Below are 18,196 nucleotides of genomic sequence, written 5' to 3'. Positions count from 1 at the left end.
GAGTTGCCGACGCACACCGCGCGCCGGTGATGGCAGGTCTCCTGACTTGCGGGTCACGGCTTCCCCGAACCTTCCCGGGCGCTTTGCCCAGTGGTCCCTGTCGGGGTCGCTCTCCGCTCACAGTTGCGGGGGCAGTCGCGGACTTGGTGGCATGATGACACCGCACCGCGTTCCCTTTTCATCTCGTCCGGTCTCTGCCGTCCAAGAACCATCCCCGCCACGTGACCCAAATGGCAGGACCAGGTCAATGCAAAATCGTGCATCATCCGGTCGCAAGCGACCAAGGGCGGCGGATCGCTCCGTATTTTCCGGCGGGCCGCGACGGGTTTGATCGACGAGACCTCGGTCAACGCCGATACACGCAAAACGGGATGGATCACCCCTGCGTCTGCTGTCACAAAGGGACGACCACCCAACGCCACAGCGCAGGACCGCCATGCCCGAGATGACACCGGACATCCAACGCATTCTGAAACGTCTGCGACTGGGCCGCCCGATTCAGGCCGAGAATGTCCAACTGACGCACACATCCTTTCGCGACCGCAGACTCGTCTTTTGCACGAATATGGAAAACGACCCGATCCAACGCAAACACCGCAAGGGATCCTTCTACGAGCTGGCTGAACTCACAGCGATGGAAGAGACGTTTCCCGATGGTGGCACCTTCGTCGACATCGGCGCCAATGTGGGCAATCACACGCTCTTCGCCGCCGCATTCCTGAACGCCGCGCGGGTCATCCCGATCGAACCAAACCCGCTGGCCTACCGCCTGCTGATCCAGAACGTCCTGCTCAACCGATTGGACGACATTGTAGACCTGTCGCATCTGGGCGTGGGCCTGTCTGACAGCGCGGACAGCGGATACGCGGTGCAAAAACGCACCCGAAACCTCGGGGCAGCGCAACTGACCAAGACGGGCAAGGGACGACTCGCCGTGCATCCCGCCGATGATCTACTGAAAGAGGAAACCCCCGACTTCATCAAGATCGACGTCGAAGGCATGGAACTCAAAGTGCTGAATGGGCTCAAAGAAACGGCCACACGCTGCAAGCCCAGCCTCTTGGTCGAGGTCGATCTTGAAAACGACACCGCCTTTCATGGCTGGTGCAAGGACATGGGCTATGCCGTGGCATCCAGCACGCAACGCTACCGAAAAAACCGGAACTACATGCTGAAACCAGCCTAGGCCGCGGGTGCGTGTTCGGTCAAAAGGGTATCCAGCAGCGGAAAGCGCCCGCTGAGATCGCCAATCTCCTGCGGCTCCAGCACATCCTCACCAAACATCGACCGGCTGTCATTCGTGTCATGCACAGCCCGGATATAGTAAGGTGTCTGGCCGTAGAGCACGCGGGCCGGATGGCGCTGCGGGATGCGCTTGTGCGCGGTAAAGAATGGGTTGCGCCGGGTCAGAGTGCGGGCCACCAGCATCAGGCCTTGGGTGTTGAACGGAACCGTGCGGTGCAACAGCCGACACTCGCCGTCCTCAAACACCACGGACAGCCCCTGTGCCTGCGACACATAGCAGTATTCATCATCCGACTGGAACAGACCCTGCAACGCCATCGCTTCGCGGCGCATGACATCCACGAAGTCGCTTGAAACCGCGTCATCGTCGTCCAGCACGATCTGCGCCGTATAATCCTCAGTGTTCAGCACCTGATGCTGGTAGGCGCGAAAACAGTTCCCGGCCCGCTGCGGCGCACGAAAGATTACATGCGCGCGGCTGTCGCCCAACACGTCCTTGCACATCTCGTTCAGATACGTCTTTTGCTTGTCCGGCAGCCCTGCGGACGACAACAGGATCAGCTTGAAATCCTCGTCCTGTTGCGCGGCCAGGCTCGCCAGCGCGATCTTTTCAAAGAAGTAGGACCGCTTTTGCAAACGCTCCTCTCCAAACAGCCGCTCCGGGTCACGGCTTGCGCGGGATCGCCAGCCAGATTTGCCGAAATAGGAGTACCGCATCTGAAAAATGATCTGCATGCGGCGTTAATATTTGAATAACCACAGGTTGAATAGTGGCTTTTGGACTCGGCAGAGGATTTGCGCCGAACGGGTCCGAACATGTGTCCGGTCTGCCTGCGATTTGGGCGTGGCGCGGCGTATGCTGTGATGGAGCGGGACTGGTCTCTGAGGAAGCCAAGAGGCTATGATCTAGGCCTGCACGCAAGCGTTTCAATCGACCGATCCGCGTCGGTCAGCAGCATGTGATCGGACCGGTTAAAATCACGCAAATACGGCGTGCGTTGGGTCAGCACTTTGAATTGTCCGGTGTTTCACAAACCGGTCAAGAAACCGTTGCCGGATCGAACAGCTTGTCCCCGCGGGGACAAATCCCCGTCCCTGCCGGGTCAGGCCCGTTTCTTGGCGTCTCGTCGGCACCGTTCCGAACAGTATTTGACCTGGTCCCAAACCTTTTCCCACTTCTTGCGCCACGTGAACGGGCGGTTGCAGGTGGGGCAGGTCTTCTCGGGCAGGTCCGCCTTTTTCCGCATCCGCCCCATCAGAAATCAAACCCCATCTGGCGCGTATCCTGGGCGGGGGACACCCCCGCCTTATACCGCTTGCGCGGGTTTCGGTCGTCCACGAAATGTCCCTGACTGTCCTTCCGGCTGGCATGTTTGTGAATGACCCGTTTCGCCTCGTCCCGAAACGCAGCCCCCCGCCGCACGGCCCACACCTTCTCCCGCGCCTGACGGGCCGCATCCAGAACATCAACGACCGGAGCCGGATAGCGCTTGCCCAGCACAGTATCGGCCCCGTCCCATGCCCAAGGCTCCTGCAGGAACTCATCCGGAACGTCCACCAACTCAGGACACCAGCGCCGTGTAAACACCCCCGTCGGATCCTGATCCTTACCCTGTTTGACGGGGTTATAGATCCGCACCGTATTCACCCCCGTCGTGCCGGATTGCATCTGGCTTTGCGGCCAGTGAATGCCCGGTTCAAAGTCGGTGAACTGCCGCGCCAGATGTAGACCCGTCACCCGCCAGTCAAGCCAGAGGTGGTAAGACGCTACCGCCATCAGCATCGACCGCATCCGGAAGTTCATCCACCCCGTCGCCGCAAGATACCGCATGCAGGCGTCAACAAACGGCATGCCCGTCTCGCCCTTCTCCCAAGCGGCAAGGCGCTCCTCATCCGGCACCTTGGGACGCATGTCTTCATACGCCGAGTGCAGGCAGCGGTGCTCCAGCACCGGCTCGTCCTCAAGCTTCTGCATGAAATGATCACGCCACGCGAGGCGCGCCTGAAAAGACTTGAGCGACCCGCCCCACCCTTCGCGCGTGCCCTTCACCTCGCGCTGCCGGGCGGCGGCGGCCTGCGACGCCTCGCGCCCGGACAGACATCCAAACGCCAAATACGGAGACAAGCGCGAACAGGACCACTCACCGGTCACTGGCGAGGACATATCCTTGCGGTAGCTTTGCCCGCGTTCGATCAGAAACGACCCCAACAAGGACAGTGCCATCTGCCGCCCGCCGCGCTGGCGATCAGGGCAGTGATCCTCTGCCACCAATCGCGGCACGTCATCCGAGGGCAGGACCGGCCCCGTTAGCCCCGCCGGGACATCGACCTGCGGTTGCCGCAGAAAAGCGTTGCGCTGCTTGGCCCAGCCGTCCCGACCGTTCAGGCGCCGCACCACACCGGACTGCGCAAGCTCGGACCACACGATGCCGTTTGCCGCACTCCAGGCAGCAACATCGCGGTCGCGCGCATAGGTCCATGCGCTGCCGGTCTCTTCGTGGCTGAGTATGGCGTCGAACGCAAAACTGCGTTTGAGGTCCTGCAACGCATCCACGACCGAACCAACACGCACCACCAGTGGCACGCCCAGCGCCTGTAACTCGGCACCCAATTCGCGGACACTCTCCACAACAAAATCGAACTGCCGCCCCGACACATCCGGCTGCGCCCAATAGTCCGGCTCGAACACGTAAAGCGGGATCACCTCACCCTGCGCTGCGGCCTGCGCCAGCGCGGGATGGTCACTCACCCGCAAGTCCCTTTTGAACCAAACAACCGTTCTCATGTCGGGCGAGCTAGAGCGCAACGCGCCAGCGCCAAGGTGGTGTTGCGCCGTGACGCAGCTGTACCTAGTCCTCTGGTCGGTTGCGCGCGAAACACGTCGTGCCCTGAAACTCCGGCAACCACCCTTCGCGCCGCTTGGTCCACAACTCGTAAGTCGGTTGAAATTGATCGGGATGATCGAGGGCACCCAGATGCAACTCAACCTCGCCCTCGCTCAAAGACAGGACCGAACTGCCGCAGCGCGGGCAAAAAACGCGCCCGTCATAGGCTGCGGTCTCCCCTTCGACCCGGACGGCATCGGCAGGATAGATGGCAGCGGCATAGAACAGCGCCCCATGATGCTTGCGGCAATCAAGGCAATGGCAAATGCCCACGCGTTCAGGCGCGCCTAGTGCTTCAAACCGCACGTCTCCGCACAGACATCCGCCTGCAATGCGCTGCATGACCACCCCCTCGCACGACACAGATCATCAACGAGCGTGACATGCGGAACGCAAACGCACAACCGGCGGCCTCCCGCCCTTCAATCATCCCGCGCGGCATTGAAGTCCCCCCACCGCAGACCTAGGCTTGAACGGTGCCCCAACACGGAAAGAGCCCAGATGCGCGACGCTGCCCCCCAGACCATCTACCTCAAGGATTACACGCCCTTTGGCTACACCGTCGAAGAGGTGCACCTGACCTTTGATCTGGCCCCATCGGCCACGCGGGTCACGTCACGCATCCGCTTTGCCCCGAACCCCGAGGCGACGGACAAGCCGTTCTTTCTGCATGGCGAGAACCTGTCGCTGATCTCTGCCAAAATCGACGGTGAGGCGATCAAGCCCAAGCTGACTGAGGATGGTCTGACCTACGACGTGCCAAACGTGCCCTTTACCTGGGAAGCGGAGGTGCAGATCGACCCGGCGGCCAACACCGCACTTGAGGGCCTGTACCAATCAAACGGCATGTACTGCACGCAATGCGAGGCCGAAGGCTTTCGCAAGATCACCTACTACCCCGACCGGCCGGATGTGATGAGCGTGTTCACGGTGCGCATGAATGGTCCGCATCCTGTGCTGTTGTCGAACGGCAACCCGGTGGCCTCGGGCGATGGCTGGGCCGAGTGGCATGATCCTTGGCCCAAGCCTGCATACCTCTTTGCACTGGTGGCCGGCGAGCTTGTCGCCCATCGCGACAGCTTCAAGACAATGGAGGGACGCGATGTCGATCTAGCCCTCTATGTTCGCCCCGGGGACGAGGGCAAATGCGCCTTTGGCATGCAGGCGCTGAAGGATTCCATGAAATGGGACGAGGACGTTTACGGCCGCGCCTATGACCTCGATGTGTTCAACATAGTGGCCGTGGACGATTTCAACATGGGCGCGATGGAAAACAAGGGGCTGAACATCTTCAACGCCTCTGCCGTGCTCGCCTCGCCCGAAACCTCAACGGACAGCAATTTCGAGCGGATCGAGGCGATCATCGCGCATGAGTATTTCCACAACTGGACAGGCAACCGGATCACCTGCCGGGACTGGTTCCAGCTGTGCTTGAAAGAAGGGCTGACCGTGTTTCGGGACAGCCAGTTCACCGCAGACATGCGGTCGGAGCCAGTGAAGCGGATTTCGGATGTGATCGTGCTACGCGCCCATCAGTTCCCTGAGGATCAGGGGCCATTGGCCCACCCGGTGCGGCCTGAAAGCTTTCAGGAAATCAACAACTTCTACACGGCAACCGTCTATGAAAAGGGCGCGGAAGTCATCCGGATGCTCAAAACGCTCGTGGGCGACGATGCCTACCAAAAAGCGTTAACTCTATACTTTGACCGCCATGATGGCGATGCAGCAACGATCGAGGATTGGCTGCAGGTGTTCGAGGATGCCACAGGCCGCGACCTGACCCAGTTCAAGCGCTGGTACAGTCAGGCAGGCACACCCCGGGTCTCTGTCACCGACAGTTTCGAGGATGGCACCTACAGCCTGCACTTTGCGCAGCACACACCGCCCTCTGCTGCATCGCCGGACCCGAAGGCGCAGGTGATCCCAATTGCCGTTGGCCTGTTGGGTTCTGATGGGGACGAGGTGCTGCCGACGCAGGTGTTGGAGCTGACCGAAGACAGTCAAAGTTTCAGCTTCCCGGGGTTGGGCGACAAGCCGGTGCCGTCGATCCTGCGCGGGTTTTCGGCGCCTGTGGTTCTTGATCACACGCCGGATCACGCCTTTCTGCTTGCCCATGACACCGACCCGTTCAACCGGTGGGAAGCGGCGCGCAATCTGGCGAAGGCGTCGCTGTTGCGCACGATCACCGATGGCACCGCGCCTGATACCGCCTGGCTAGACGGCGTGGCGGGCTTGCTGACCGACGACAGCCTTGATCCTGCCTACCGCGCCTACACGTTCGCCCTGCCGGGCCAGTCGCAACTGGCTGCAGATCTGCATGAGGCAGGCACGACGCCGGACCCTGATGCCATCTGGGACGCAGGCGAGGCGCACCGCAAGGCGCTGGCAGAGCGAATGGCACACGCCCTGCCCGACGTCTACGCCCGACATCAGGTCGACGCCCCCTATGCCCCCGATGCTAAGCAGTCTGGGCAGCGCGCGCTTGGCAATTCCGTTCTGTCACTGTTGACGATCCTCGACGGTGGCGACGCGGCTCAGGCGCAGTTTGATGGGGCCACGAACATGACCCAGCAGCTGGCCGCCCTCGCCTATCTGATCCGCGCGGGCCGGGGTGACGCCGCCCTCGCCCAGTTCGAAGCGCAGTGGAAGCATGATCGGCTGGTCATGGACAAATGGTTCGGGTTGCAGGTGATAGAAGCCGAACCGGACGACGCCGCCGACACAGCCAAGGCGCTGACCCAGCATCCGGATTTCAACTGGAAAAACCCCAACCGCTTCCGCGCCACGCTGGGCACCTTCTCGGGCCATCACGCAGGCTTTCATGCCAAGGACGGATCAGGCTACACCTTGCTGGCCGACTGGCTGATCAAACTTGACCCGGTCAATCCCCAGACCACGGCACGGATGTGTTCGGCCTTCCAAACCTGGCGGCGCTACGACGCCATCCGCCAGTCCATGATCGGGAAGGAGCTTGAGCGCATCGCCTCCACCCCAAACCTCAGCCGGGACACGACCGAGATGATCACGCGCATCCGCGAAGCCTGATGTTTCTTCTGACTGAAAATACCACGGGGGTCCGGGGGTAGAACCCCCGGTCCTGCCCGTGCCACAAGACCACCCATGGACCTCTACGACGCCACGATCCCACCGCTCAAACGCCTGACCGACGCTGTGCCGCGCCTGCTGGCATGCCTCGACGATCCGGCGCAGCTTGAGGCGCGGCTTGCCGCCGACAGCTTTTCCGCAGCCGAGCATTTCTGCGTGGCGCTGGGATATGTGGCGCGTACGGTGATGCCCCTGACGGGCGACGAGGTGCCCGAGATGCCGATGGATACCGATCCCGGTGCGATCCTCGCCCTTGCCCATGACATGCGCTTTCTGCTCGACCAGCTTGACCGCGCTGCACTGAACGGTGCCGACACCCGCAAGATTACCCATATAGCGGGCGAGGCCGAACTGACCCAATCGGGCCGCGACTATGCCCTGCTCTACGCGCTGCCCAATGCGCAGTTTCACCTGACGCTTGCCTATGCGACGGTACGCATGGCAGGGGCGAAGGTGGGCAAAGGGGACCTCGACGGGTTTCATATCTACAGCCCGGGCACGTCTTTCGTCTCCGATACGCCCTTGAACTGATTGAACTTGAAAGGTCATTCCATGTCCCAACGCCCCGTTTGCCTGATCACAGGCGCATCAGCTGGCATCGGTGCCGCCTGCGCCCGGTTGGGTGCCGCCGACTATGACTTCGTACTGGCCTACCGCAGCGACGCAGATGGCGCCAACGCAGCCAAGGCCGCCGTCGAAGCCCAAGGCGCCAAAGCCATCACCGTGCAGGGCGACGTTGCCAACCCGGACCACATCACGCAAATCTTCAAGGCCGCTGACGATGCCTTTGGCCGCCTCAACGTGCTGATCAATAACGCAGGGATCGTGGACCAGACGGCCAAGCTGACCGAGATCACACACGCCCGCCTGACCCGCATGATGAACGTCAATGTCATCGGTGCCATGCTGGTCGCGAAAGAGGCGGTGATCCGGATGCAGGCCCAAGGCACGGGCGGTGCCATCATAAACATCTCGTCCGCCGCGGCGCGGCTGGGGTCCGGCAACCAGTACATCGACTACGCCGCATCCAAGGCCGCCATCGACACCTTCACCAAGGGGCTGTCGGACGAGGTCGCACCCGATGGCATCCGCGTCATGTCGGTGCGCCCGGGCCTGATCGACACGGAACTCCACGCCAAGGGCGGCGAACCGGGCCGCGCCCAGAAGCTTGCCCATATGGTGCCCATGCGGCGCGAAGGATCAGCAGAGGAGGTCGCCAAGGCCATCCTGTGGCTGGCCTCCGACGATGCGAGCTATGTGACGGGATCCGCTCTTGAGGTGACGGGCGGGCGATGACGCCCTACCGGTTCGAAACAACAGGCCGGAACCGACGGACTTTAATTGCGTTGGTTGTGATCTGGGCGCTGATCCTTGCCGCCATCGCCCTGATCGATGCCTCGCCCATCCTGATGGGCCTGATCGCCCTATGCACGGCACCGGCGCTTTATGACCTGATGTCGGGCCGCATGTCAGGCCTGACCTTGGGGACGCAGGGCCTGGCATGGTTCGCAGGGCGCCGCACCGGAGAGATTGCGTGGAACAAGATCGACCATATCCGCCTCGACACACGGCTCGACTTCTCGGTCCGGGCCTCAGCCATGCTGACCTCCGGACGCAAGGTCCGCATCCCGCTCGAAGCGACACCCCCTGCCGACACGTTCGAACAGGTGCTCACAGAGCGCGGCGTGACGGTAAAACGGCATCATTTCTCTTTGTTGGGATGAGGTGGCTTCTGACAATTGCTGCCGCGCTGTGGCTCACCGCCTGCACGGCACCCAAGGAGTCATCCCTCAGCGATCCGCTCATCTACAATGCAAGAGCCATGGCGCGGGCCGACAGCGCAGTCCTTGCCATTCCCGGCGCCATGACCTCGATCCGGGTGCTGACACCGATCGAGCGCTTCGCGACACGCGACCGCGCGATTGCCTATTTCCGCCTGCCGGGCTTCGATGGCCGCCCGAGTGCCGAAAGCGTCGATCTCGACCGCGCGGCAGCACGCATCGCACAACTTGTACAGACCTACGAGCTGAAATGGATCGACCTCATAGGCCACTCGACAGGTGCCGTCATCGCGCTGGAAGCGGCCAAGGACATTCGCGCCCTCAGCCCGGATACGGAGGTGCGGGTGAGCGGCATCTCAACCGCCCTGCCCGCCCCGCAACCGATCCTCGCAGGTCTGCGCGGCGCGGCTGGAACGGTCGCTGCAGCGGCCCGGACGCGCAGCCTGAACCCGCGAACCGTCTGGCTCGAATACTACCGGCGTCTGGCCTATGGCCCGGATGTGGAGACTGTCCCGGAACGCGCACAGGCCGCCGACGCGCTGGTCGAAGCCAACACCGCCCGAATCGAGCTGCCAGAAGACGGGCTTTACCGCCGCCACACACGCGATCTGCGCCGCTGGACGAACCCCGATCCCGAAGCCCTCAGCGGAGCGCAGATCACCTTCTACCACGGCGCTGTCGACCCGGTCTTCCCCCCGCGCCCCACCCAGCGTTTCGTAAACAGCTTGCCGGGGGCAAACATCACATTCATCGACGGACACGGCCACCTGATCCTGCTGACCTATCCGCAGGTCTGGGACCAGATCGGCGCGACCCTCCAATAGCCTTTCTTCTGGCGAAAAACACCTCGGAGCGCGAGGCAGAGCCTCGCATCACCGCATCTGGCGAAGGCAGATGCAAAACATCTCGTGCGCCCCTTCAGGGGCGCGCAATTCAGTCAGGTGCCAGAAGCGCTGCGGGCCTGGACACAGGCCGCACGGCATCAAGGGGCGCGCAATAGCGCTGCCGCTTCAACCAGGCCGCCATATCGGCCCGTTTCGATGCAGACCGCAGCGGCCCCCAATCTGCCGCGACACCCTTGCCGCCACGCCCATAGATCACGCCGTCCCGCGGCACCGTCACTGCCATGATGCGAATGGCGCAACTCAGGTTCGCCGCGCCGTTCTTCAGTTCCTCGCCCGTGCCGACATTGCAGCCATATCCGCGCGCCGTCGCAGGCAGGATCTGCAACAGACCGTACCACCTGCCGCCCCCGCCGACCGCACGCGGCCGGTACGTGCTTTCGTGTTTGGCCAGCGCCGACAAAAAGCCAAGCCAAAAGGCCCGCCGCTGCGCGTCATTGGCCTGGGGATAGCGCGGGCACCAGTCCTCGATATCTGCGGGCACCAGATCGACCAACGGCCGACCATGCGTCTTGAGCGCAGAAAGCGCCGCACGGTTCCACAGCATGTGCCCCGGCTGGTGGGTCCAGCGGGTCCGGGGCACGTCGCCTGACCGTGCCGGAGGACGCAGCCCGTCATAGGGGTCCGGACTGTCCTCGGCAAAAGCCAACGGGGCGATAACGCAAAGCACGGCGCACAAGAGCAGACGACAGCCAAACATGGCCTAACTATGCAAATCGCGCCGCCCGGCTGTCCACCTGTTTGGCCGGCGGGAAACCGCGACTTCTACACGGATCGGCGACAATGCGCACGCGGCGCAGGCATTGTCGGAATCTTGGCGCGAAAAACCGGAAAATGAACCGATGCGCGGCCCGAACATGTCCCGGCCTTGCCCCTTTTGTGTCCCATTTGCCGGTCATTATGGAACCTGTAGTTAGTAGTGGATGTGTAACGATGGCTTTTGCAGAGCGCTTGATGGCCCCTTTGGTGCAACTTCGCGGCAAGTTGGCGCGACCGGATGTAACGATGGCGCCGGATGGCGTTTTGCAGGGGCCAGGCAAGTTGCGCGCGGCAGAGCAGCCCTGCGTTCCAGCAACGCCCGCCGCACCGCGTCGCGGCGACGTCACCATCCCCTGCCCCGACCCGACGGCCGAAGACCGCGCCTGCGACATGCACCGGGCGCGCGGCCTGAAACTGGCGCGTCTTGATGACTGGACCCGTTTGAGCGCCGAAATACGGCGCACAAGTGGCGCGCGGCAGAAGACACTGGGCGGAACCCCGGTGGCGGAGCTTTTAGCCTATGGCGCGCGGGCCGATGTCGTTGGTGCAGCCGAACACGCGCTTTTGCTGGGCCGCCCCGACCCCAAGGCACCGCTTCTGGATGGCATCGAAGCGCTGGAACAAGTGCTGGCCGAGCATCCCGACGAGCCTGTGATCGCCGCTATTGTGGCCAATGCCCATATGGACATCGGTTGGGCCTGGCGCGGCACTGGTTGGGAAGTTGAGGTTCCCGCGCGCAATCGCGAGGCCTTTGCCGCGCATTTCGACCGGGCCGCTGACATCCTGATAGAACATGACGCCCGGGGCGAAAACTGCCCTATGCTCGCCGCCGCAGATTGCGCGCTGATCACAGGTCGTGGCGGTTCCCCGCGCGAGGTTGTGTCCCGCTACGAGACATGGATCGAGTTGGACCCCCACAATGCCCGCGCCTTTCGCGCCATGGGCACCCACCTGCTGCCCCGCTGGCACGGCAGCTATGAGCGGCTGGAACTGGAGGCCCGCCGCGCCGCGGGCCGCACCTATGACCTATGGGGCACGGGCGCATATGCCTGGGTGATGTTCGATGCCATCGCACAGGACAGCGCGGCCTGCGCCCGTCTCGACCTCGACTTCTTCCTTGACGGTCTGAACGACATCCTGAAGCGCACCAACGATCAGCACACTGTCAATCTGCTGGCCGCCTATTGCACCAACACCATGGGGGCGACGCCCACGGGCCATGACGAGACTGACTACATCCGGATCCAGATCGCCGCTGCCGCAGACGAGATCGTGCGCGAGCATCTGACCGAGCTGCACCCGATGCTTTGGGCCCATGCCGCGCGCGGCTTTGACAACGGGTTGCGCGTGCGCTGCGCCGACAAGTTTGCGGCCTCGGGCCATGCGGATGCGCTGCGCTATCTCAACCAGTTGTTCCGACGCGAGTTGGCAACGGGCAAGAGTGTCGTCTTCACACAGGACGGGCCGGAGCTTCAGTCCTTCTGAACCCGCCGAACCGCCCCGGACAGAAGCGCACGGGAATAGACCTTGTGCGCCGACAGAAGGCTGTGAAAGACAGGGCCAAGCGTCAGCTTGCCCGATCTTGTGCGCGCAGGCACCACAACCGATCCGAACCGCAGATGCCCGGCATCCGCCATCAGCCAGGACATCGTCCGCCCGGACCGGTCCGCCATCAAAAGCTCGCTGTCCGAGCGGCCCGCGACGGCCCAGACGGCAAACCCGTCCGTCTGCCCATCGGCCAGGGCCCGCGCCTCACCATCGGTGGAGGGTTGCCGCGCTGCGATCCGCAGGACCAGCCGTTCCGCCTTGAACAGGGGCTGGGTGTAGAAGGCATAGATGAACGCACCAAGCGATATGGGCCTGGACACCGGTGTCTCAAAACAATCGGTGTAATGCGCCTCTTTCTCGGCAAAGGGCGCGATCAGGGAGCCGGGCGGGACGGGGATTTCGTCAATCTTCATGTCGCTCAGAATGCACGCAACACGCCTGCTGCACAGGTGCTGCATCGTCGCGCCCTCTTGCGAGCGGTGCGGTGGCGCATTACACGGCAAAAAGCCCCATGATCCTGACGCGGTGAGACCATGCTTGACCTGACCTACGACCTGCCGAAACCCAAAACCATTGCCGGTGCCAAGCACGATTGGGAACTGGTGATCGGGATGGAAGTGCACGCGCAGGTGTCGTCGAATGCCAAACTGTTTTCGGGCGCATCGACCAGGTTCGGGGCCGAGCCCAATTCGAATGTGGCCTTCGTGGACGCGGCCATGCCCGGAATGCTGCCAGTCATCAACGAATACTGCGTGGAACAGGCCGTGCGCACGGGGCTGGGCCTGAAGGCCGAGATCAATCTGCACTCAGCCTTTGACCGCAAGAACTATTTCTACCCGGACCTGCCGCAGGGCTACCAGATTTCGCAGCTCTACCACCCCATCGTGGGCGAAGGCAAAGTATTGGTCGAACTCGGTGACGGGACCGCACGGATGGTGCGCATCGAACGCATCCACATGGAACAGGACGCAGGCAAGTCGATCCACGACATGGACCCGAACATGTCCTTTGTGGATCTGAACCGCACCGGCGTCTGCCTGATGGAGATTGTCTCGCGCCCCGACATCCGTGGGCCGGAAGAAGCTGCCTCCTATATCGCCAAGCTGCGCCAGATCATGCGCTATCTCGGCACCTGCGACGGAAACATGCAGAACGGTAACCTGCGCGCGGACGTGAACGTGTCGATATGTCGGCCCGGCGACTACGAGAAATATCAGGAGACACAGGACTTTTCGCATCTGGGCACGCGCTGCGAGATCAAGAACATGAACTCGATGCGCTTTATCCAGCAGGCGATTGAGGTCGAAGCACGGCGTCAGATCGCCATCGTCGAAGGCGGTGGAACGGTCGATCAGGAAACCCGCCTCTATGATCCCGACAAGGGCGAGACACGGTCGATGCGGTCCAAGGAAGAGGCGCATGACTACCGCTATTTCCCCGACCCCGACCTGCTGCCGTTGGAGATCGAGCAGGGTTGGGTCGACGACATCGCGGCCTCCCTGCCCGAGTTGCCCGACGCCAAGAAGGCGCGCTTTATCGGTGACTTCGGACTGACCGACTATGACGCATCCGTGCTGACGGCGGACGTGGACACGGCCGCCTATTTCGAAGCGGTGGCGGAAGGCCGCGATGGCAAGCAGGCGGCGAACTGGACGATCAACGAGTTGTTTGGTCGGTTAAAGCGCGATGGCGACAAAGGCATCACCGAAAGCCCTGTATCGCCCGCACAGCTTGGCCGCATCATTGACCTGATCGGTAAGGGCGACATTTCCGGCAAGATTGGCAAGGACCTGTTCGAGATCATCTACACCGAAGGCGGCGATCCGGCCGAGGTGGTCGAAGCCCGCGGTATGAAGCAGGTGACGGACACCGGCGCGATTGAAAAGGCCGTGGACGAAGTGATTGCGGCCAACCCAGCGCAGGTTGAAAAGGCCAAGGAGAACCCGAAACTGGCGGGTTGGTTCGTGGGTCAGGTGATGAAGGCGACGGGTGGGAAGGCCAATCCAAAAGCCGTGAACGAGATCGTCGCGAAAAAGCTCAACGGTTAAACGGCTTTTGGATTGAGTGCGCGGCAGCGTATCCCCTTTGGGGGATGCGCGAGAGCGACACCCGGTGGCAATGTCACGCCCCGTGCGGTGCGCAGTGAATGCACACCCTACGCCAGCAGTCGCGAATAGTGCATCATGCCCGCGCTACAAAGCGCGGTTTCCACAGATGACCAAGCCTCACGCTCCACATCAGATCGGGTAATGTCAGAAAGCGGACGCACACCGTCCACCCGCTGAATTAACGACGCTGCCTGCGCAGACACATCAAAGCGAAACGCTTCACCCGCCGTGTCGATGGTGATGCCTTTGCCCTGCGCGACATGGTTGGCCAGCGCGTTCGCGTCCACGTCTCGCAGGTGAGGAATAGCATCGGGCTTGCCCAAGGGCGGCGCAATCACTGCACCCTTGGGACGAACGTAAGCGACATGTGTCTTGAACGTGCCCCGCAGGTCTTCGGCCAATTGCATCTGGGCAACTTGATCAAGGTCACAGGCGGCATCCAGCAGGGGTGTCGGATCGTAAAGCATAGGCTCGGGCGACCCTGCATAGTCCAGATCGGCGGCATGCAGTGCCGAAACCAGTTCAGTGATTGTGAAGGGCCGGTCCTGAGAGTGCAAAAGCAAGTCGTAGAACCCGGCATCTCCGTTTGTGTGATCCACCACACGGGCGTTCCGCTTGAACGGATGCGCGTCAGGAAGCCGGTCGAATATGCGCTTGGCCGCCTTGAGTTGCTTTTCGGGCGGCAGATCCCCGAAGAGCGCGTTGAAGGCCGCCTGCAACGGATAGACCCCGGATCTGCCATGCGGCGCATAGACCATCAGGCCAATGCCTCCGTCTGGCTTCAACGCGCCAGCCAACGCATCCAATCCCGCCTGCGGGTCGGGCAGATGGTGCAGCACGCCGCAGCAGTCGATGTAATCGAAAGAGCCATACGCCCCCGCATCCAGCAGTGAGCCGGTGACAAAGGTGATGCCCATGAGCTTGCGCACTTCGGCCCGCTTTTCTGCAATCCGCCGCGACGCCTGCGACAGATCCAGATACGTAATGTCATAGGGCCGCCCCGCATCAGTCAGCTTCTGCGCAAGCTGGATCAGCGCGTCACCCGTCCCGCCGCCCGCCACCAGCGCCTTGAGCGGCTGCGACCAGTCGCGTGCTCCGCCCCACAGCCAGTGGTCCATCTCGACCGGCAGCGACGGTGAGCCGGTGATAAGCCGTTTGCGTTCGTCGGTCGGTTTGCGGTCGGGATACGGAAACGCCTCGTACTGGGCGCGCACGATATCAGTCATAATCAATCCACTTAGACAATGGTTTGACCTTTACCAGCCTTACGCCTGCGTGCAATCCGGAACAGGTTACCAAGAGGAGGCCGCGATGCAGGCGCCGTTTCAATCGACCGTGATGACGGTCAAACCGGAGTGGATCGATTTCAACGGCCATCTCAACATGGCCTATTACGGTGTGCTGTTTGACATGGGGGCCGACCAGATGTTCGAGCAATTCGGCTTTGGCCCCGGCTATCAGTCGCGCACGGGCAACACGACCTATGCCGCCGAATTCCACGTCCGATATGTGCGCGAGTTGCATGTGAACGATCCGGTGATCGTGACCTATCACCTTGTGGATCATGACGAAAAACGGCTGCACTCGTTTCAGGAGCTGCGCCATACGGATGGATGGCTGGCTGCAACGGGCGAGACGATGACGCTGCATGTGGATCAGTCCGGTCCGCGCGTCGCTCCGATGCCTGCCGATGTCCTGTCCCGCGTACAAACGGTGGCCGAAGCCCACGCCACGCTGCCCAAGCCCGATGCGGTGCATGCGCGCATCGGTATCCGGCGGCCGTAGGGGCAACCCTTTCCTCTGGTTCACAGCGCGGATATATCCGCCCGAAGCAAGATGAAGGGACGCGACATGTCGGGTTGGGAATACAAGGTCATGCCTGCCCCCACCAAGGGACAGAAGGCCAAGGGGATCAAGAGCGCCGAGGCGCGCTTTGCCTTTGCGCTTGAGACATTGATGAACGACATGGGTCGCGAGGGATGGGAGTTTCAGCGCGCCGAGACATTGCCATCAATCGAAAGGTCCGGCCTGACGGGTAGCACAACCGAATGGCGCAATATGCTGGTGTTCCGCAGACCCGTGAACGAACCCATGGATGACTTCGAACCTGAACTGCTGCCTGCCCCCAGCGAAACGCCGCATGTTTCGCCCGACGCGGCATCGGATTCTGCGCAAGAAGACGCCCATGAAAAGGACGACTTCGTGCCCGGGCCGGGGGCCACTCATATGGCCAAGGACGATGGCGTCGAAGAGACAAGCCCGGTGTCCGGGATGACCGCATCGCTGAGAAAGCTGGCAGACCAGCGCAGGGTTAAAAACACCGAGAACTAGACCGCCTCAGACGTCAAGGTCCAGTGCCAGCGCGTGAATGCGGTTGATAAGGTCCGGTCCAAGTGCCTGATGCACAGATCGATGGCGTGCAATCCGGTTTTTTCCTTCAAATTCAGGGCTTCGGAGCATGACATTGAAGTGGCTTTGACCGGCCGCAGGCGCACCAGCGTGGCCCGCATGACTGGCGCTGTCGTCCACAACCTCGATTTCGCGCGCATCGAATGCGGCCCGCAATTTGTCTTCGATTTCTTGCCGAACGGTCATCTCGCCTGACATTTTTTTCGCCCACCCTCTTCAATCTCTGGAACCAGACTCTAAACTTGTGGGCCTGAGTCGGAAAGGACCCCTTCCCATGCGCAAGCCTGACCCCTTCGGTTTCGATATGTCCGTGTCGTCTGCGAAAAAGAAAAATCCGCGCGGACGGAGGGGTATGTCAGGGGCGTCAGAGACGTCGACACGCATCTGTGACCACGAAGGTTGCAACGAGCCCGGCAAGTTCCGCGCGCCCAAAGCGCCCGATGTGCTGGATGATTTCTACTGGTTCTGCCAGCAGCACGTGCGCGAATACAACAACAAGTGGAATTTCTTCGACGGCACGACCGAGGCCGAGATCAATGCGCAGCAATCCAAAGACAAGGTGTGGGAGCGCCAGACCAAACCGCTGGGTGATCCCGAAGCGCGCGCCTGGGCTCGTTTGGGCATCGAAGACCCCCATCAAGTGCTGGGCAAGAACGCGACCCAAAACCCCGGACGCGGTGGATCAGCCGCCGCCCGCCGCCTGCCCCCAACCGAGAAGCGCGCCATCGAAATCCTGGATGCCAAGGCTGATGACACCAAGGCCGACGTACGCAAAGCCTACAAGAAGCTGATCAAGGTGCTGCACCCCGACATGAATGGCGGGGATCGCAGCCAGGAAGAGCAGCTGCAGGAGGTTGTATGGGCCTGGGATCAGATCAAGGACAGCCGGAATTTTAAGTAGGCTGTGCGCCGCGCCGCCTGCGCATCCAAAGCTGAACAAGCGTCATCGCGATCGCCCAGGTTGCGGCGACAGGCAAGCTGGTGCTGAGCGCATCGGCGATTGCGATAAAACCAAGAAACGGTGCGTTTCCGACAACATCTGACAAAGTCGCACCGGCATGTCCGCTTGCAGTGAATGCAAGCGCAATGGATGCGCCAAACCACGCCCCCAGGAGTGTCACAGCAACACATGTCAGACCGCCGATGAGATGCCCGCGCCATCGCCGCCGCCCAAAACCGTCCGCAAGCAGAAAACCCGCCAAAGCGGCGCCAGACGCTGCCGACACGTGAAACAGCGGAGCGTCTGGCAGAAACCGCGCCAAATCGCCGCCTGCGGCCTGGCATCGCAATTGCGACGGAAAGCCCCGCACACATGCTGCCCACGGCGCACGCACACCGGGTTGAACTGAAAACTGGCATCACTGCTTTCCTCTTCTGGACCGATGCCCCATGATGGCCCTGCAATTGTGCAGATGGCGTGCAGCAGTGGCCGGGGATTTGTGCAAATAGGGTTT

At 62.0% G+C, this 18,196-nt stretch carries 20 protein-coding genes and 1 riboswitch; of the genes, 11 read left to right on the top strand and 9 right to left on the bottom strand.

The features are described from left to right. Positions 1–13 precede the first annotated feature (13 nt). A riboswitch (cobalamin riboswitch) is annotated at positions 14–228 on the bottom strand. A 208-nt stretch (positions 229–436) separates the two neighbouring features. After that, a complete protein-coding gene (locus tag RA29_RS11885) occupies positions 437–1,186 on the top strand; it encodes an FkbM family methyltransferase (RefSeq protein WP_241462598.1) in 750 nt (249 codons plus the stop codon). Here the strand turns inward: RA29_RS11885 and RA29_RS11880 are convergent. From RA29_RS11880 to RA29_RS11870, 4 genes are all read right to left on the bottom strand, one after another. Beyond that, on the bottom strand, positions 1,183–1,980 hold the full coding sequence (locus tag RA29_RS11880) for a glycosyltransferase (protein ID WP_039686258.1): 798 nt from the start codon (positions 1,978–1,980) through the stop codon (positions 1,183–1,185). The genes RA29_RS11885 and RA29_RS11880 overlap by 4 nt on opposite strands. Positions 1,981–2,348: 368 nt before the next feature. Then, entirely contained in the window at positions 2,349–2,501 is a 153-nt protein-coding gene (locus RA29_RS22430; RefSeq protein WP_082029525.1) for a DUF2256 domain-containing protein, read from the bottom strand. Further along, entirely contained in the window at positions 2,501–4,030 is a 1,530-nt protein-coding gene (locus tag RA29_RS11875) for an FAD-binding domain-containing protein (RefSeq protein ID WP_052249633.1), read from the bottom strand. The genes RA29_RS22430 and RA29_RS11875 overlap by 1 nt, the downstream gene beginning before the upstream one ends. A 64-nt stretch (positions 4,031–4,094) precedes the next feature. Beyond that, positions 4,095–4,472 (bottom strand): GFA family protein, encoded by a 378-nt coding sequence (locus RA29_RS11870; protein WP_039687721.1) that lies wholly within the window; start codon positions 4,470–4,472, stop codon positions 4,095–4,097. Between the two features lie 159 nt (positions 4,473–4,631). Between RA29_RS11870 and pepN the strand changes: the two genes are divergently transcribed. The 5 genes from pepN to RA29_RS11845 all read left to right on the top strand — a co-directional run bounded on the left by pepN (position 4,632) and on the right by RA29_RS11845 (position 9,840). Then, positions 4,632–7,175, top strand: coding sequence for an aminopeptidase N (gene pepN, locus RA29_RS11865; RefSeq protein WP_039686256.1), 2,544 nt, complete (start codon positions 4,632–4,634; stop codon positions 7,173–7,175). A 75-nt stretch (positions 7,176–7,250) separates the two neighbouring features. Continuing rightward, positions 7,251–7,766: a DUF1993 family protein gene (locus RA29_RS21930; RefSeq protein ID WP_052249632.1), complete on the top strand. Its 516-nt coding sequence runs from the start codon at positions 7,251–7,253 to the stop codon at positions 7,764–7,766. A 21-nt stretch (positions 7,767–7,787) separates the two neighbouring features. After that, positions 7,788–8,531 (top strand): SDR family oxidoreductase, encoded by a 744-nt coding sequence (locus tag RA29_RS11855; protein ID WP_039687717.1) that lies wholly within the window; start codon positions 7,788–7,790, stop codon positions 8,529–8,531. After that, on the top strand, positions 8,528–8,959 hold the full coding sequence (locus RA29_RS11850) for a hypothetical protein (RefSeq protein WP_039686254.1): 432 nt from the start codon (positions 8,528–8,530) through the stop codon (positions 8,957–8,959). The genes RA29_RS11855 and RA29_RS11850 overlap by 4 nt, the downstream gene beginning before the upstream one ends. Next, entirely contained in the window at positions 8,956–9,840 is an 885-nt protein-coding gene (locus tag RA29_RS11845) for an alpha/beta hydrolase (RefSeq protein WP_039686252.1), read from the top strand. The genes RA29_RS11850 and RA29_RS11845 overlap by 4 nt, the downstream gene beginning before the upstream one ends. A 109-nt stretch (positions 9,841–9,949) precedes the next feature. Here the strand turns inward: RA29_RS11845 and RA29_RS11840 are convergent, their stop codons facing one another. Then, entirely contained in the window at positions 9,950–10,618 is a 669-nt protein-coding gene (locus RA29_RS11840; protein ID WP_052249631.1) for a transglycosylase SLT domain-containing protein, read from the bottom strand. 233 nt (positions 10,619–10,851) lie between these two features. Here RA29_RS11840 and RA29_RS11835 point away from each other — a divergent pair, with 233 nt between their 5' ends. Next, the gene (locus RA29_RS11835) at positions 10,852–12,162 is read left to right on the top strand and encodes a hypothetical protein (RefSeq protein ID WP_241462596.1); all 1,311 of its coding nucleotides are present in this window, start codon (positions 10,852–10,854) and stop codon (positions 12,160–12,162) included. Here the strand turns inward: RA29_RS11835 and RA29_RS11830 are convergent. After that, positions 12,150–12,638: a hypothetical protein gene (locus RA29_RS11830; protein WP_052249630.1), complete on the bottom strand. Its 489-nt coding sequence runs from the start codon at positions 12,636–12,638 to the stop codon at positions 12,150–12,152. The genes RA29_RS11835 and RA29_RS11830 overlap by 13 nt on opposite strands. 120 nt (positions 12,639–12,758) lie before the next feature. On the opposite strand from RA29_RS11830, the gene gatB reads away from it, so the two are divergent. Beyond that, positions 12,759–14,273: an Asp-tRNA(Asn)/Glu-tRNA(Gln) amidotransferase subunit GatB gene (gene gatB / locus RA29_RS11825; RefSeq protein ID WP_039686250.1), complete on the top strand. Its 1,515-nt coding sequence runs from the start codon at positions 12,759–12,761 to the stop codon at positions 14,271–14,273. Positions 14,274–14,380: 107 nt separating this feature from the next. Here gatB and RA29_RS11820 read toward each other — a convergent pair whose 3' ends face one another. Then, entirely contained in the window at positions 14,381–15,559 is a 1,179-nt protein-coding gene (locus RA29_RS11820) for a class I SAM-dependent methyltransferase (protein WP_039686248.1), read from the bottom strand. Between the two features lie 85 nt (positions 15,560–15,644). Here RA29_RS11820 and RA29_RS11815 point away from each other — a divergent pair, with 85 nt between their 5' ends. Further along, positions 15,645–16,118, top strand: a complete 474-nt coding sequence (locus RA29_RS11815; protein WP_039686246.1) for a thioesterase family protein — start codon at positions 15,645–15,647, stop codon at positions 16,116–16,118. A 66-nt stretch (positions 16,119–16,184) separates the two neighbouring features. Then, on the top strand, positions 16,185–16,664 hold the full coding sequence (locus tag RA29_RS11810; RefSeq protein WP_039687709.1) for a hypothetical protein: 480 nt from the start codon (positions 16,185–16,187) through the stop codon (positions 16,662–16,664). Between the two features lie 6 nt (positions 16,665–16,670). Here the strand turns inward: RA29_RS11810 and RA29_RS11805 are convergent, their stop codons facing one another. After that, positions 16,671–16,928 carry a BolA/IbaG family iron-sulfur metabolism protein gene (locus RA29_RS11805; RefSeq protein WP_039686244.1) on the bottom strand — a complete coding sequence of 86 codons (258 nt, stop codon included), beginning with the start codon at positions 16,926–16,928 and terminating at the stop codon, positions 16,671–16,673. A gap of 88 nt (positions 16,929–17,016) precedes the next feature. Here RA29_RS11805 and RA29_RS11800 point away from each other — a divergent pair, with 88 nt between their 5' ends. Further along, the gene (locus RA29_RS11800) at positions 17,017–17,643 is read left to right on the top strand and encodes a J domain-containing protein (RefSeq protein ID WP_039686242.1); all 627 of its coding nucleotides are present in this window, start codon (positions 17,017–17,019) and stop codon (positions 17,641–17,643) included. Here RA29_RS11800 and RA29_RS11795 read toward each other — a convergent pair. After that, complete coding sequence (locus tag RA29_RS11795; RefSeq protein ID WP_152613000.1) at positions 17,636–18,004, bottom strand: hypothetical protein; 369 nt, start codon at positions 18,002–18,004, stop codon at positions 17,636–17,638. The genes RA29_RS11800 and RA29_RS11795 overlap by 8 nt on opposite strands. Between the last annotated feature and the right edge of the window lie 192 nt (positions 18,005–18,196).

The organism is Tateyamaria sp. ANG-S1 (assembly GCF_000814025.1).
Classification (GTDB): domain Bacteria; phylum Pseudomonadota; class Alphaproteobacteria; order Rhodobacterales; family Rhodobacteraceae; genus Tateyamaria.
Note: the sequence above shows the minus strand (reverse complement) of the source record. Positions and strands in the feature narration are given on the sequence as shown.

What these genes read in the sequence shown, in the direction of transcription:
- RA29_RS11835 (WP_241462596.1), top strand. Translation starts at nt 10,852, where the DNA reads ATGGCTTTTGCAGAGCGCTTGATGGCCCCTTTGGTGCAACTTCGCGGC.
- RA29_RS11870 (WP_039687721.1), bottom strand. Translation starts at nt 4,472, where the DNA reads ATGCAGCGCATTGCAGGCGGATGTCTGTGCGGAGACGTGCGGTTTGAA.
- RA29_RS11850 (WP_039686254.1), top strand. Translation starts at nt 8,528, where the DNA reads ATGACGCCCTACCGGTTCGAAACAACAGGCCGGAACCGACGGACTTTA.
- RA29_RS11880 (WP_039686258.1), bottom strand. Translation starts at nt 1,980, where the DNA reads ATGCAGATCATTTTTCAGATGCGGTACTCCTATTTCGGCAAATCTGGC.
- RA29_RS11885 (WP_241462598.1), top strand. Translation starts at nt 437, where the DNA reads ATGCCCGAGATGACACCGGACATCCAACGCATTCTGAAACGTCTGCGA.
- RA29_RS11800 (WP_039686242.1), top strand. Translation starts at nt 17,017, where the DNA reads ATGCGCAAGCCTGACCCCTTCGGTTTCGATATGTCCGTGTCGTCTGCG.
- RA29_RS11805 (WP_039686244.1), bottom strand. Translation starts at nt 16,928, where the DNA reads ATGACCGTTCGGCAAGAAATCGAAGACAAATTGCGGGCCGCATTCGAT.
- gatB (WP_039686250.1), top strand. Translation starts at nt 12,759, where the DNA reads ATGCTTGACCTGACCTACGACCTGCCGAAACCCAAAACCATTGCCGGT.
- RA29_RS11840 (WP_052249631.1), bottom strand. Translation starts at nt 10,618, where the DNA reads ATGTTTGGCTGTCGTCTGCTCTTGTGCGCCGTGCTTTGCGTTATCGCC.
- RA29_RS11845 (WP_039686252.1), top strand. Translation starts at nt 8,956, where the DNA reads ATGAGGTGGCTTCTGACAATTGCTGCCGCGCTGTGGCTCACCGCCTGC.
- pepN (WP_039686256.1), top strand. Translation starts at nt 4,632, where the DNA reads ATGCGCGACGCTGCCCCCCAGACCATCTACCTCAAGGATTACACGCCC.
- RA29_RS11855 (WP_039687717.1), top strand. Translation starts at nt 7,788, where the DNA reads ATGTCCCAACGCCCCGTTTGCCTGATCACAGGCGCATCAGCTGGCATC.
- RA29_RS11830 (WP_052249630.1), bottom strand. Translation starts at nt 12,638, where the DNA reads ATGAAGATTGACGAAATCCCCGTCCCGCCCGGCTCCCTGATCGCGCCC.
- RA29_RS11815 (WP_039686246.1), top strand. Translation starts at nt 15,645, where the DNA reads ATGCAGGCGCCGTTTCAATCGACCGTGATGACGGTCAAACCGGAGTGG.
- RA29_RS11875 (WP_052249633.1), bottom strand. Translation starts at nt 4,030, where the DNA reads ATGAGAACGGTTGTTTGGTTCAAAAGGGACTTGCGGGTGAGTGACCAT.
- RA29_RS11820 (WP_039686248.1), bottom strand. Translation starts at nt 15,559, where the DNA reads ATGACTGATATCGTGCGCGCCCAGTACGAGGCGTTTCCGTATCCCGAC.
- RA29_RS11810 (WP_039687709.1), top strand. Translation starts at nt 16,185, where the DNA reads ATGTCGGGTTGGGAATACAAGGTCATGCCTGCCCCCACCAAGGGACAG.
- RA29_RS22430 (WP_082029525.1), bottom strand. Translation starts at nt 2,501, where the DNA reads ATGGGGCGGATGCGGAAAAAGGCGGACCTGCCCGAGAAGACCTGCCCC.
- RA29_RS21930 (WP_052249632.1), top strand. Translation starts at nt 7,251, where the DNA reads ATGGACCTCTACGACGCCACGATCCCACCGCTCAAACGCCTGACCGAC.